Source organism: Natronococcus jeotgali DSM 18795 (genome assembly GCF_000337695.1).
Lineage (GTDB): Archaea > Halobacteriota > Halobacteria > Halobacteriales > Natrialbaceae > Natronococcus > Natronococcus jeotgali.
The window spans coordinates 57,339-70,700 of sequence record NZ_AOIA01000126.1; the positions used below are offsets into that span (position 1 = coordinate 57,339).

Sequence of the window (13,362 nt, forward strand, 5' to 3'; positions counted from 1 at the left end):
TATGAACGACTTGACACTACGGCCGTTCCTATGGCGATCGACGCGACTGTTCCCGGAGAAACGGCTCGTCTCGCGGACACACGACGGAACGCACGCCTACGAGTACGAGACGTTCGGAGAACGGGTCCGATCGATCGTCGCTGCGCTCCGGGATCTGGGACTCGGGCCGGGAGATCGCGTCGGCACGTTCGGGTGGAATCACCACCGTCACCTGGAGACGTACTTCGCCGCGCCACTGTCGGGAGCGCAGTTACACACGATCAACGTCCAACTCGGCGACGACGACATCGTCTACATCGTCGAGGACGCCGCCGACGAGATCCTGTTCGTCGATCCGGGCGATCCGCTGGAGACGATCATCCGGCTCTGGGACGACCTGTCTGTCGATCAGCTGGTCGTGATGGGCGAGACGGTCCCGGACGCGGCGTCGGAACTCGATGGAGGGGTTACCACCCTCGAAGCGCTCGTCGCCGAACACGAACCCGTAGACGCGCTGCCGCCGCTGGAGGGTTCCCAGCCCGCGGGGATGTGTTACACGTCGGGGACGACCGGCCGCCCGAAGGGGGTCGAGTACACGCAGGCGATGCTGTACGCGCACTCGATGATGGTGATGACGCCCGCGGCGATCGGGATCAGAGAGACTGACGTCGTCATGCCGGTCGTCCCGATGTTCCACGTTAACTCCTGGGAGTTCCCGTACGCGGCGACGATGGCCGGAGCGACACAGGTGTATCCGGGACCGTCGCCAACTCCCGCGGACCTCGTTTCGCTCATCGACGAGGAGAGCGTCACGCTGACCGCGGGCGTGCCGACCGTGTGGATCGACGTGCTCTCACACCTCGACGAGGCTGACGAGTACGAGAACCCACTGTCGAGTCTCGAGCGAATCGTCGTCGGCGGCAGCGCCGCGCCGGCCGACATGATGCGGCGCTACGAGGACGAGTACGACGTCGCCGTCGAGCACGCGTGGGGGATGACCGAAACCATGAGCATCGGCTCGGTGTCGCGTCCGAAGTCGTGGATGGACGACTGGAGCCGGAAGGATCGCTATCGGAAGCGCCGCAAGCAGGGGCTTCCCTCCCCCGGACTCGAGATGAAACTCGTCGCCGAGACGGGCGAGACCCAGCCGTGGGACGGCGAGAGCGTCGGCGAGCTGTGGGTTCGCGGCCCGACAGTGGTCAACGAGTATCACCAGCGACCCGACGCCAACGCCGAGGAGTTCGAGGACGGCTGGCTGAAGACCGGCGACGTCGCGGTGATCGACGAGGACGGTTACGTCGAGATCGTCGACCGCACGAAAGACGTGATCAAAAGCGGCGGCGAGTGGATCTCGAGCATCGAACTCGAGAACGCGCTGATGGCGCACCCGGACGTGATCGAGGCGGCGGTCGTAGCCGTCTCTCACGAGCGGTGGCAGGAGCGACCGCTGGCGTGTGTCGTCCTCGACGAGGGAACTGAGACCGATCGAGAGGAACTGTACACGTTCCTCGAGCGGGAAGGGGAGTTCCCCGAGTGGTGGCTACCCGACGAGGTGCGCGTCGTCGAGGCGATCCCCAAGACTGCGACAGGGAAGTTCGACAAGCTCTCGCTGCGCGAGCGGTTCGACGATCCGCGGCTCAGGTTCGCACCGGGCGAATCCGACGCGAAACCGGAGTAGCCCGCCCGCGAACGACCGAATTCCCGTTTTTCGGCGTGGTACCGGAACCGCCGCCTCGAGCGCGGCGCTCGTCTCCCTGCCGATCTGACACGATGCGAAAAGGTTAGGCGCCGAAGGTCGCATACTCCGATCGGATGACTGCACTCTTCGACCTGTCAGACCGAGTCGCGCTCGTCACCGGCGGCGGACGCGGGATCGGACGCGCGATCGCGATCGAGCTCGCAAACGCCGGCGCGGCGGTCGTACCCTCGGCGCGGTCGACCGACGAGATCGAGGCCGTCGCCGAGGAGATCCGGGACGACGGGGGCGACGCCCTCGCCGTTCCGGCCGACGTCACCGACGCCGACGAGGTCGCGGACGCCGTCGAGCGAGCCGCGGCCGAGTTCGGGTCGATCGACGTCGTCGTGAACAACGCGGGGTTCAACCCGGACGACGCGCTCGGCCGTCCGGAGGACGTCTCGGCCGAGAGCTTCGATCGCGTGGTCGAGGTCAACCTGAACGGCGCCCACCGGGTCGCGGCCGCGGCCGCCGACGCGTTGCTCGAGAGCGACGGCGGGTCGGTGATCAACGTCGCCAGCGTCGGCGGGCTCGTCGGGCTGCCGCGACAGCACCCCTACGTCGCCTCAAAGCACGGGCTCGTCGGACTCACGAAGAGCATGTCGCTGGACTGGGCGCCGGAAGTCCGCGTGAACGCGGTGGCGCCCGGGTACGTGACGACGGAGCTCACCGAGGAGCTCCGGGAGAACGATCAGCTCCGGCGGTCGATTTTAGAGCGGACGCCCCTGGATCGGTTCGCCGAGCCGGCCGAGATCGCCGGCCCTGCAGTGTTCCTCGCGAGCGACGCCGCGAGCTACGTAACCGGAAGCGTGATCGCGGCCGATGGCGGCTGGACCGCGCGGTAGTCGCGGGTCGCCCGGCGATTAGATATCGTACGTGCCGTCGACGAGCCGGACCGCTCGGTCGAGCAGCGCCGGGACGCCGGTTTCCATCTTCGGGTAGAGGGGGTCGTCGCTGTCGCCCGAGAGGTGCCTGGCGAAGAACATCTCGCCGAGGGCGGCCATCTTGTACGTCGCGAGGACAAGGTAGAACCGCGGCTCGTCGAACGAGAGCCCGGTGTGGCGCTCGTATCGCTCGATCAGCTCTCGCCGGGAGGGGTAGCCGTCTCGAGCCGTGATCGTCGGGTACAGCCCCGGGATCGGCGGGTCCGAATCGCCCTCGTCATACCAGAACGAGAGCATCCAGCCGAGGTCGGTGAACGGATCGCCAAGCGTCGCCATCTCCCAGTCGAAGACGGCGAGCGTCTCCGGGTCGCCGTCCGTTCCCGCCTCCGGCCGCGCGAACATCACGTTGTCGAGCTTGAAATCGCCGTGGACGAGGGTTTCGGGGTGCGTTTCGGGAACGTTCGACTCGAGCCACTCGGTGACGCGATCCAGGGCCTCGAGTTCTCGGTGCTCGGCGGTCGTCTCGAGGGCCCACTCGAACTGGCCGCGCCACCGCTCGACCTGGCGGTCGGTGAAGCCGCTGGGACGGCCGAACTCCCCGAGGCCGACGGCGTCATAGTCGACGCCGTGGATCGACGCGAGCGTCGCGACGAGTTCCTCGCCGACGGCTCGGCGCGCGTCCGGCCCGTCGAGCCACGCCGGTTCCTCGGCCCGAATCACGTCGCCCTCGAGCCGGCGCATCACGTAGAACTCGCTGTCGAGGACGTCGCGGTCCTCGCAGGCCAGAACCGTCTCGGGGACGGGGACGTCGGTGTCCTGCAGCGCCGAGACGACGCGGTGTTCCCGCAGGACGTCGTGTGCGGTGTCGGCCGTCTCGCCCGGCGGCGGCCGTCGAACGACCAGCTCCTCGTCGTCCCACGCGACGAACAGCGTCTCGTTCGAGTGGCCCTCGTCCACCCGCTCGACGTCGAGTCGGTTGGCTTCGCCGAGCGCCGCCGCGAGGTACGAGCGCAACGACGCTTCGTCAACCAGTCGATCGAGATAGTTGTCGTTCGTCATTCTCTATCACGGTGTCTCCACGTTCGAGAGAGACCGGGTTAAGCACTTCGGCTCCCTCCGTTTCGATTCTGCGACCCGGAGCGGTAGATATAGGTACTCGTTCCGAAATACGTGAGTATATGAGGTACGATGACTCAGACCAAGCGACCGAACTCGCGGAGCGCGCACGCGAGCTGATGGACGAGGTCGTCCTGCCGCTGGAGCGCTCCCGAGCCGGCGGCGTCACCGCCTCGAGCGGGACGGTGGCCGATCTCCGCGAAGCGGCGCGAGAGTACGGCGTCTACGCGCCCCAGATCGCCGAGGAGTACGGCGGGATGGGCGCGAGCTTTCGGGACGCGCTGCCGGCCTTCGAGGAGGCGGGCCGCAGCCTCCTCGGCCCGGTCGCGATGCGGGTCGACGCCCCCGACGAGGGGAACATGCACACCCTGGAGATGTTCGGCACCGAGACCCAGAAGGAGACCTACCTCGAGCCGCTGGTCGAGGGCGAGATCGCCTCCGGGTTCTCGATGACCGAACCGATTCAGGGGGCGGGCTCCGACCCGAAGATGATCCGGACGACCGCCGAGAGAGACGGCGACGAGTGGGTGATCGACGGCCACAAGTGGTGGACGACCCAGGGCGTCGAGGCGGACGTCCTCATCGTCCTCGCGCGGACCGACGAGGACGCCCACCCCTACGAGGGCTGCTCGCTGTTTCTGGTGCCGGCCGACGCCGACGGCGTCGACGTCGTTCGAAACATTCCGCACACGGGCGGGGGGATCCGCGGTGTGTCCCACGCCGAGATCCGCTACGACGGCGTGCGCGTTCCCGACGAACACCTGCTCGGCGAGCGCAACCAGGGGTTCGTCCACGCCCAGGAACGGCTCGGCCCCGCGCGGCTGACCCACTGCATGCGCTACTCCGGGATGGCCGGACGCGCACTCGAGATCGCGAAGGCGTACACGAGCGAGCGCGAGGGGTTCGGGTCGACCCTCTCCGAGAAGGGGTCGATTCGCCACCGCGTCGCCGACGCCGAGACGCGGCTCCACATGGCCCGAACCGCGATCCGGGACGCGGCCGACCGGATCGCCGCCGGCGGGGAAGCGCGCGTCCCCGTCTCGATGTGCAAGGTCTTCACCGCCAACGTGGCCCAGGAGACGATCGACCTCGCCGTCCAGTGCTGTGGCGCCAACGGGATCGGCAAGGACCTGCCGCTTTCGGATTTCTACGAGTCCGTCCGGCAGTTCCGCCTGGTCGACGGCGCCGACGAGGTCCACCGACGCGTCATCGCGCGCGCCGCCTTCGAGGACGTCGACGAGGCGGAGCTGGAACCGATCACGCGGTTCGGCCAGCCGAGTCGATAGCGAGGGCGGCTTCGGGCCCATCCCCGTCGCGATCGACGGCTAGCTACTGGCCGTCCGGAACCGTCGTGTGCCCGGGGGTCCGTGTACCGATCGGAAGACTGACGGCGTATTCCACCGAGACGAACGTATGGGCGAGAAGAAGACCCAACCGGAGTGGAACTTCAAAGAGCGGGACACGTACATCCTCAGCGAGCTCGCCAACGACCCAACGTTGTCGGCACAGGAGATCCGCGACCGACTCGAGTCCAAACACGACATCGAGACCTCGCGCGTCACGATCAGCGAGTCGATCCGGAAGATGCGCGAGGCGGGCGTGTTCCGCGAGGCGGTGATCCCGAACGAGGAGTTCCTGTTTTTCAGCCTGTTCGAGTACCAGTTCTTCCCGCCGAACTTCGACGCGGAGTGGCGGGACGCCCTCGAGTTCATCCAGGAAGACGAGCACACGCTCCTGTTTTTCCTGGCCGACGGGCAGTACCAGTGGAAGTCGGTGATGGTCTTTCGGGACCGAGAACAGGAGTCGAAGTGGATACACGACTTCTACAAGAACCACGGCGACCTGCTGCTCGACCTCCGAAACACCGTCGTCACGAACGTGCTGAAGTTCAACGCCGATCCGCGCATCTTCGAGTCCCTCCTCGGGGAGGAGTGAGGGCGGCGCGTATGACGGGGATCGTTTCGATGGACCGAGACGGACCTGCTTGCAACCAGTTCTAATTACGCCGATTTTCCTTACTGCTCGTTTGGATACGGTCGTATAGATTACGACCCGTAACTTTATGTCGGTCGGGAACGCAATTCCGATAGGGACCGGCTGGTGTACAACCGTACTTCTGTAAATATCCGGGACTCGGTTCTGCGAGACGGCGTCTCGAGACCGGACGTCTCCTCTCGGCTGCGCTCACGAGATCGCGGCGGTCGGCGAGGCGATTCATACTCGAGTTCTTAGTAGAAGGAGATATTACCGTTTCTCTGATAGGTACTCGAACACTGCGTCTGGTTGTGTCTGTATCCTCGATCATCATCTTTTACTTCGGCTATCCCTGTATATGTGGGTATAATAGCCATAAATACCTCCAATACCAACCTATACTCGGGATATTCAGTACGGATTTTCGCTACTGGACCTGTAATCTGGGATACCGCCACTATACCACCTCATTCAGCAAATTTACCCAATTATATTCCAGCAACGAATCCCCAACTCCATTATTCGAACCGATACTCGCTATAATTGCCAGACTAGTTAGCAGTATCTATAATAGTAACGTCTCTCGAGACCGCGTCGAATCGCGAGCGCGTCGAAGCGACGGCGACGCGTCGCTCGAGACGATCGAACGTTCGGCGCTTCCGTCGGGATCGATCGCCCGTCCGATTGCCCGCTCGAGCGTTCGGTCCGTCCGAGCGGCGAGAAGCGTACGCGAGAGGACGGTCGGGTCGAGCCGAGCGACTCCGTCCGCCAGCGGAGGGTTACAGAAATTCGAGGAGAACGCCCACGACATTAGTCGTGGGAGAAGTCACGGGCCGCGAACCGGGAACGGCCACGAACGGTCCGTCGCTCGAGGCAGCGGGTCTCAGCGATGGGAATCCTCGGGTGCGTCCGTCGCCGACTCGTCTGCGACGTCGTCGCCGAGCGGGGTCGTACACCAGTGACAGAACTCGAGGTCGTCGTCGAGTTCCTTCCCGCAGTGCGGACAGGAGGTGGTGGCGTCCCCGTCGGCGGACTGTGCGGCCGACCGACGGTCCGGAGTCGGCGTTCGGGCGATTCGGTACGCGTCGAGGACGCTGAGCCCGATGACGGCGTACATCGGCGCGACCGCGAGCACCGTCTCGAGGGTCACGGTTCCGTCGATGAGCGTCTGAAAGGCCCCTTGATCGACGAAGAGGGTCGTGACGACGAGCGACGCGAGGAGCCAGCCGACGGCGCGGCGCAATCGTCGGAGGTAGAGGTGGCCCAGTCCGGTGACGAGCGCTGCGAGTAGCGCCGCGAGCCACGGTCGCTTCCGGGAGGTCGTCTGGGACATATCCTGACTAGACGGTCAGTAAGGATAAGTCCTCCCCCTTGAATCGATACTGTGACGGCGTCGACGTCCGATCCAGCGCTTCCCTCCAGGGACGGTTCCCCGTTTCGAGCGCGAAGCGTCAGAAACGGTGAACAGCGGGAGTCCGCGCGCACGGCCGTTGCCGGGCGACGATCGCTCGCTCTCGAGGCGGAATCGGTCGGGGACGGAGGTCGCCGCTAGCGCAGCTCGCCCCAGGTGCCGACGAGTTCGCCGTCGACGAAGCGCCGTTGCTCGAAGCCCAGGGCGTTGCACATCATCGTGTGGCCCATGAACGACAGGGCGTGGTCGGCCATGCCGAACGGGTGGAGGTACTCCTGGAACGCCGGCGGCAGCGCCGACCCGATCAGGTTGATCTCGGCGTCGCCCGCCGACAGCGAGCCGGCGGCGACGCCCGCCGCGTCGGCGCCGTCCATCCGGCCCGCGACCTCGCCGCCCGCGGCCTCGAAGGCGTCATCGTCGATCACCGTGATCGGCTGGTCGGACTCGTTCGCCGAGTAGCCGATCTGCGGGCTCTTCCAGATCTCCCGCTGGATCTCCCGGAGGTCGGTCAGCAGGTGGTGATCGAAGTTCCGGTCCTCGAGGTTGGCGATCGTGATCGTCGTCGACGCGATGTCCGCGGCGCTCAAGTCGGCGGCGTCGCCGACCTCGAGGACGTCGAGCAGGTAGAGCCCGGTGTCGGTCAACACGAGGTCGCCCCCGGCCTCGACGAACGCCTCGATCGCGGCGACGTAGTCGGGGTCGTCGATCCCGTCGTCGTGGGCGATCACGAGCTCGTCGTAGTGGCGCTTGCCGGAGTTGCCCTTGAGCAGGCGCCCGACGCCGACGTGGTGGACGCTGATGCCCTCGATCGAGCCGTCCTCGAGGAACGGGTCGAGGTCCTCGAAGAACGCCAGGGGGTTGACCTCGTAGTCCTGCTGGCTGTAGCCGAGGACGACCTCGGGGTCGGGATGTTCCTCGTCGCTGTCGACGACGACGATCTCGACGGCGAGTTCCCCGTCGCCGTCGTACTGGAGGGTCCACTCGCCCGCGTCGGGAGTGCTGAAGAAGAGACTCGAGGGGTCGGTCATACAGCAGTCGTCGGCGTCGTGCTCCGAGAGGTCGATCTCCCGGACGGGCTCCCCGTCGGGGTCGCAGAGGCGGACGACGCCGTCCTCGCCGCCGCCGAGGAAACACACCGACACCGTCTGGGTGTTCTCGGTGACGTCGACGGGCGTCGGTTCGGCGCCGAGGCGATCGGCGCGACACCGAACCTCGGTCCCGCCGTCGCCGGACGCGGCACCGTGGGATCCGTTTTCGCTCTCGCCCTTCCCCTTGCCCTTTCCCTTCCCGGGGCTACCGTCGTCGGGCGTGTGCGAGAGGTCGGCCGAGGAGCGGGTGAGCGTCTCGGAGCGGACGTAGGCGACGTCGCTGTCGTCGGTGGCGACGGTCGCGTCGGTATCCGCGGCGCACAGCTCGGCGAACTCGCGCATCGAGAGGAAGTACGCCGTCTCGAGGTGGCGCTCGACGTAGGGCCGCCAGTTCTGGAAATCGCGCAGTCCGAGTTCGGGCGCGACCGTGACGGCGCCGAGCCCGCCCCGTTCCTCCTCGATGCCGGCCCAGCCGAGCAGCCCGCCCGTGATGTTGTACTCCAGCGAGTCGTAGATCGAGCCGTAGTTCTGCAGCGTCTCGGGGACGTACTCCTCGTGGTCGGCCGTGTCCCGGCCGGCCCGGATCGTGTCCTCGGCGATCGCCTCGGGCCCGCCCCAGCGGTCGGTCATGGCGTCGTTGATCCGGCGGTTGACCTCGTCCAAGTTGTGCGTGCCGTCGTGTTCGTAGGTGGCGTTGGACTCGAGGTTGAGCACCATCGAGTCGGCCCACCCCATCATGTGGTAATCGCAGAGGTACTCGACGTTGTCGTAGCCCCGGAGGTGCTCGACGGCCGCGAGCGCGTCGGGGACCATGTCCTCGTAGCCGACGTCGTAGCCGGGGCGGATCCCGGGGTCGTCGGCGGGTTCGGCGGGCCAGAACGCCGGGTCGACCCACCCAATCGTCGGATACTGGCGGTTCGTGTCCAGCCCCGTCGAGTTCCCCCGCTCGTGGTTGATCGTCGGGTCGTCCGCGCTCCCGCCGACGTGGGGCTCGCGGACGAGCCAGCCGTCGGGGTTGATGTAGACGTAGACGATCGCGATGTCGTCGAGCAGCGGGTTGAACGCCTCGGACTCGCCCTTCGCCGCGTTCTCGAGAATACGGCTGGCGGCCTCCCGTCCGGCCTGCTCGTTGCCGTGGATCGCGACGGTGAACACGGCCTTGTCCTTCTCGGCGAAGGCCTCCCGATCCTGCACGTCGTTGGTGAGTTCCGCGACGTAGATCTCGCCGAGATCGGGATCCTCTCCCGTGACGTGGTTCTCGTGTCCGGGACCGTACCCGATCCGCTCGAGGTTGACCATGTCGGGGTGTTCGGCCTCGAGGTGTTCGAGGGCCCACCCGACCTCGCCGTGGGAGACGAAATCGCGGGCGCTCTCGACGGACGGGAAGACGTCGTACTCCTCGACGTACTCCGGATAGACCTCGTAGTCGCCGTAGGGATCGTCCAGCTTCCAGAACGGGTTCGCCCCCGGCGAGAAGTCGACGTGCTCGATCCCGCCGTCTTCGAGGGCGGCCTCGAGCTCCGCGGCGGTGAGCCTGGCGTGGGCCGCCGGGGTCGGCGCCTCCCGGTAGACGACCTTCGGGGCGCGGTCGTCCTCGTCGATCTCCCAGTCGGGCTCGCCGAACTCGTCGTAGAACGCCCCGAGGGCGTCGCCGTCGGCGAACTCGAGGACGAGCGTCGCCTCGTAGTCCTCGTCGGTCGCGTTGACCGCGAACTCGGCGACGTCGGTGAGCGCGTCGTCGGTGACGTCGGCCGAGACGGTCGTCGGCAGGGCGAGCGCGGCCCCGGTCGCGGCCGCGACGCTCAGAAACGTCCGTCGGTCGATTCCGCCGCCGTCGAACGCGTCGGCCTCGAGGTCGGCCGCCTCCTCGGCCGTGTACTCGGTTCGGTCGTCCGTTGGTTCCGCTTCGTCGTGGTGTTGATCGTGCGTCGACATATATTGATCTATTTCTGGATCGTATCCGATTCAGCACGACCACGGATCGGATCAAAAGACCGTTCGTACCCCCAGTCACTCACTGGTACGTGAAGTTTTATCGTACCGTACTTCCTTGGCGGACCTCCGGGCTCGGCGTTCGAACCGAGGCCGATGGTCTCGTCGCTCCTCGCCGGTTTCGTCTCCGGCAGCGACGGGACTCCGGAACGGGGACGGGAATTCCGGTACCGGAGTCGGTTACTGACCGCCTGTGCTCGTCGCCAGCCGGGCTCGGCCACCGCGGCGGTCGTCGACGGCGCGTCGTCGGGACCGCCTCGAGCGCTACGGTTCGGTTCGTTCCCTGCCCGGAGGGGACCGCGAGAAGGGGGTGCCAAACCGACGGTTTCTCTCCCGGGAGAGAGTTTCCGCGTGCATTACTAATCCCCATCCCGCCAACTATTTACCAGCTAGCTCGTAAGGTCTATCAGACTTGACTACCAGCGGCGCGGTACATTCGGTGTGATAGATGATGAACGATCTGCCAGTATCACCTCCACCCACCATGACAGCCACACGAACGCGTCCCGATCGAATCGCCTCGACGACCCGACCCTCGAGGGGGAGCACATGACCGAACACCAGTACGGAACGACGACCCAGAAATCCGCCAGCGTCTGCGTCGTCGGGCTGGGGTACGTTGGCCTGCCGCTGGCCGCGGCTTTCGACGCGGCGGGCAACGCCGTGACGGGGTTCGACGTCGACCCCGACAAGGTCGAGACCCTCGAGTCGGGGGTCGATCCCACGGGCGACGTCGGCGACGAGGCTATCACCGACGGCGAGATCGAGTACACCACCGACAGCGCGGCGATCGCCGACGCGGAGTTCGTCATCGTCGCCGTGCCGACCCCCGTCGACGACAACGAGAAGCCGAACCTCGGGATCGTCGAGAGCGCGGCCCGGAGCGTCGGCGAACAGCTGACCGAGGGAACCACCGTCGTCCTCGAGTCGACCGTCTATCCGGGCGCGACCCGGGAAGTCGTCGTCCCCGCCCTCGAGGAGGCCTCCGGCCTGCGTGCGGGCGAGGACTTCGGCGTCGGCTACTCGCCCGAGCGGATGGTTCCGGGCGACAGCGAGCACGGGCTGGCCAACGTCGTCAAGATCGTCAGCGCGCTCACCGACGAGACCCGCGACGACCTCGTGGAGCTGTACGGCACCGTCGTCGACGCGGGGCTGCACGAGGCGCCCTCGATCGAGACCGCCGAGGCGGCCAAGTGCGTCGAGAACACCCAGCGCGACGTCAACATCGCGCTGATGAACGAGCTCGCGATGGTCTGTGATGAGCTCGGGCTGGACACGGAGGCGGTGCTCGAGGCCGCGGGCACGAAGTGGAACTTCCACGACTACCGCCCCGGGCTGGTCGGCGGGCACTGCATCCCCGTCGATCCGTTCTACCTGCTCTACCAGAGTGAGCGCCACGGGTTCGACCCCGAGCTCATCCGGACGAGCCGCGAGGTCAACGAGTCGGTGTCCGACCACCTCGCGGAGATGACCGTGCGGGCGCTGAACGACAGCGAGAAGGTGCTCAAGAACAGCCGTGTGCTCGTCGCGGGGCTGACCTACAAGCCCGACGTCGACGACATCCGCACCTCGAAGATCGGCCAGGTGATCGAGGAACTCGAGAGCTACGGGATCGAGGTCGTCGGCTACGACCCCCACGCCGACGACGACGCGATGCGCGAGGAGTTCGACATCGAGATCCAGCCCGCGCTGTCGGTCGCCGACTTCGACGGACTCGTGGTCGGCACGCCCCACAGCGAGTTCCGCGACCTGTCGCTGGGCTCGCTCGCCAACGACATGGCCGACGACCCCGTGCTCGTCGACGTCGACGGCGCGTTCGACGAGGAGTCGGCCGCGGCGTTTACCTACCGGACGCTCTGATCCGGGACGACTCGCTCGTTCTCGTCCGAATTGCCAGTGGTTCCTCGGACGTTCGTCGCCACTGTTAGCGTTCGCTCCCGCCGCAACCGCGGTATCCGGTCGTCGCTCGAGGTGATGCGAGCGATCGACGCGATCCTGCGCGGTCGAGGGGGAGTCGTCGAGGTTCAAAAACGGATACTTACAGGTACCATTATGTGTCGGAGCGAGAATCAGTGGAGCACCTACGATGGTCGATAGATCCGGAACCGATCGATCGGCAGCACCGCGGCGGGGAGCGTCCACGAGACGGTCGGTACTCCTCGGCGCGGCGACGGCCCTCGGCGGCGGTCTCGTCGGCGCTCGGCCGGGACGCGCCGCGGAGTCGCCGTCGATCACCGAGGAGCAACGAACGCTTCGTCCGAACACGAGGTACGAAACGCCTGCGTACGTTCTCGAGGCGCCGAAGCCGGGGAAGACCGCGGTCGTCCTCGGTGGCGTCCACGGCAGCGAGCGGGCGGGCATCGACGCCGCACACCGCGTCCGCGAGTGGACGTTCGACCGCGGGACGCTGATCGTCGTTCCCGAGGCGAACGCGCCGGCGGTGCGGGACGAGACCTACGTCGGACCCGACGGCGACCTCAACCAGCAGTTCCCGCCCGCGGGTCGCCCGACGACGCCGATCGCCGAGGCGATCTGGACGCTCGTCGACGAGGCGGACCCCGCGGCGGTCGTCGACCTGCACAGCTCGATGGGCATCTGGGACTCGCCCCGCGGTCCCGACGGGTTCGGCCAGGCCATCTTCCCGTCCGCGGCCGGCGAGGCTCGAGAGATCGCCTCCCGCACGGCCCGTTCGCTCACCGACGCCCGCGTTCGACCCGCGGCCCACGCGACCGACGACTACGAGTTCACGCTCGGCAACACGCTCGCGGGCGCCCACCCGCGGCTGATCCACAAGGTGTCGGTCGACCTCGAGCGCGCCGGCTACCTGGTCGAGGTCACCCGCCATGGCACCGACCTCGACACCCGAACCGCGTGGGCCGAGTCCCTCGTCGCGGAGCTGCTCGAGAACCATGAGTTCGACGTGACCCTCCCCGAGGCCCGCGCTCGAGAGGAGTGAGGCGGGAGGTTCTCGCAGGGGGACGGCGATTCGATCTGCTGGGCGTGGTCGATCCGTCGTTCGCGATTAATCCGGTTTTGTGATTTCAGCGCCTCACGGATAGAAAACTTCTACCCTCGATCTCGACGTAGTCGATAGTCACCTCACGTCGGCCGCCGTCTTGCCGGGAGGTGGACGCCTCGGGCTGGGCGGACTCGACCTCCACTCCGGACACGTATGCGAGCGTG

The 13,362-nt window shown here is 66.7% G+C and carries 9 protein-coding genes; 6 read left to right on the top strand and 3 right to left on the bottom strand.

All coding sequences use genetic code 11. The features are described 5' to 3' along the window. The first annotated feature begins 1 nt into the window (after position 1). On the top strand, positions 2–1,657 hold the full coding sequence (locus C492_RS14350; RefSeq protein ID WP_008424800.1) for a long-chain fatty acid--CoA ligase: 1,656 nt from the start codon (positions 2–4) through the stop codon (positions 1,655–1,657). Between the two features lie 134 nt (positions 1,658–1,791). Further along, the gene (locus C492_RS14355; RefSeq protein ID WP_008424802.1) at positions 1,792–2,559 is read left to right on the top strand and encodes an SDR family NAD(P)-dependent oxidoreductase; all 768 of its coding nucleotides are present in this window, start codon (positions 1,792–1,794) and stop codon (positions 2,557–2,559) included. An 18-nt stretch (positions 2,560–2,577) separates the two neighbouring features. On the opposite strand, the gene C492_RS14360 is transcribed toward C492_RS14355, so the two are convergent. Then, positions 2,578–3,657, bottom strand: a complete 1,080-nt coding sequence (locus tag C492_RS14360; RefSeq protein WP_008424803.1) for a phosphotransferase family protein — start codon at positions 3,655–3,657, stop codon at positions 2,578–2,580. A gap of 119 nt (positions 3,658–3,776) precedes the next feature. Here C492_RS14360 and C492_RS14365 point away from each other — a divergent pair, with 119 nt between their 5' ends. Next, on the top strand, positions 3,777–5,000 hold the full coding sequence (locus tag C492_RS14365) for an acyl-CoA dehydrogenase family protein (RefSeq protein ID WP_008424805.1): 1,224 nt from the start codon (positions 3,777–3,779) through the stop codon (positions 4,998–5,000). Positions 5,001–5,127: 127 nt separating this feature from the next. After that, positions 5,128–5,649, top strand: coding sequence for an AsnC family transcriptional regulator (locus tag C492_RS14370; RefSeq protein ID WP_008424807.1), 522 nt, complete (start codon positions 5,128–5,130; stop codon positions 5,647–5,649). A 922-nt stretch (positions 5,650–6,571) separates the two neighbouring features. On the opposite strand, the gene C492_RS14380 is transcribed toward C492_RS14370, so the two are convergent. Both C492_RS14380 and C492_RS14385 read right to left on the bottom strand, forming a co-directional pair. Beyond that, positions 6,572–7,021, bottom strand: a complete 450-nt coding sequence (locus tag C492_RS14380; RefSeq protein WP_008424811.1) for a zinc ribbon domain-containing protein — start codon at positions 7,019–7,021, stop codon at positions 6,572–6,574. A 215-nt stretch (positions 7,022–7,236) separates the two neighbouring features. Next, complete coding sequence (locus tag C492_RS14385; RefSeq protein WP_008424813.1) at positions 7,237–10,122, bottom strand: M14 family zinc carboxypeptidase; 2,886 nt, start codon at positions 10,120–10,122, stop codon at positions 7,237–7,239. Between the two features lie 606 nt (positions 10,123–10,728). On the opposite strand from C492_RS14385, the gene C492_RS14390 reads away from it, so the two are divergent. Continuing rightward, on the top strand, positions 10,729–12,039 hold the full coding sequence (locus tag C492_RS14390; RefSeq protein WP_008424815.1) for a nucleotide sugar dehydrogenase: 1,311 nt from the start codon (positions 10,729–10,731) through the stop codon (positions 12,037–12,039). 226 nt (positions 12,040–12,265) lie between these two features. Further along, the gene (locus C492_RS14395; RefSeq protein ID WP_008424817.1) at positions 12,266–13,135 is read left to right on the top strand and encodes a succinylglutamate desuccinylase/aspartoacylase family protein; all 870 of its coding nucleotides are present in this window, start codon (positions 12,266–12,268) and stop codon (positions 13,133–13,135) included. Positions 13,136–13,362 lie beyond the last annotated feature (227 nt).

Bases quoted from the DNA above. Each gene is read 5' to 3' on its own strand.
- C492_RS14350 (WP_008424800.1), top strand. From the start codon at position 2: ATGAACGACTTGACACTACGGCCGTTCCTATGGCGATCGACGCGACTG.
- C492_RS14355 (WP_008424802.1), top strand. From the start codon at position 1,792: ATGACTGCACTCTTCGACCTGTCAGACCGAGTCGCGCTCGTCACCGGC.
- C492_RS14360 (WP_008424803.1), bottom strand. From the start codon at position 3,657: ATGACGAACGACAACTATCTCGATCGACTGGTTGACGAAGCGTCGTTG.
- C492_RS14365 (WP_008424805.1), top strand. From the start codon at position 3,777: ATGAGGTACGATGACTCAGACCAAGCGACCGAACTCGCGGAGCGCGCA.
- C492_RS14370 (WP_008424807.1), top strand. From the start codon at position 5,128: ATGGGCGAGAAGAAGACCCAACCGGAGTGGAACTTCAAAGAGCGGGAC.
- C492_RS14380 (WP_008424811.1), bottom strand. From the start codon at position 7,021: ATGTCCCAGACGACCTCCCGGAAGCGACCGTGGCTCGCGGCGCTACTC.
- C492_RS14385 (WP_008424813.1), bottom strand. From the start codon at position 10,122: ATGTCGACGCACGATCAACACCACGACGAAGCGGAACCAACGGACGAC.
- C492_RS14390 (WP_008424815.1), top strand. From the start codon at position 10,729: ATGACCGAACACCAGTACGGAACGACGACCCAGAAATCCGCCAGCGTC.
- C492_RS14395 (WP_008424817.1), top strand. From the start codon at position 12,266: ATGGTCGATAGATCCGGAACCGATCGATCGGCAGCACCGCGGCGGGGA.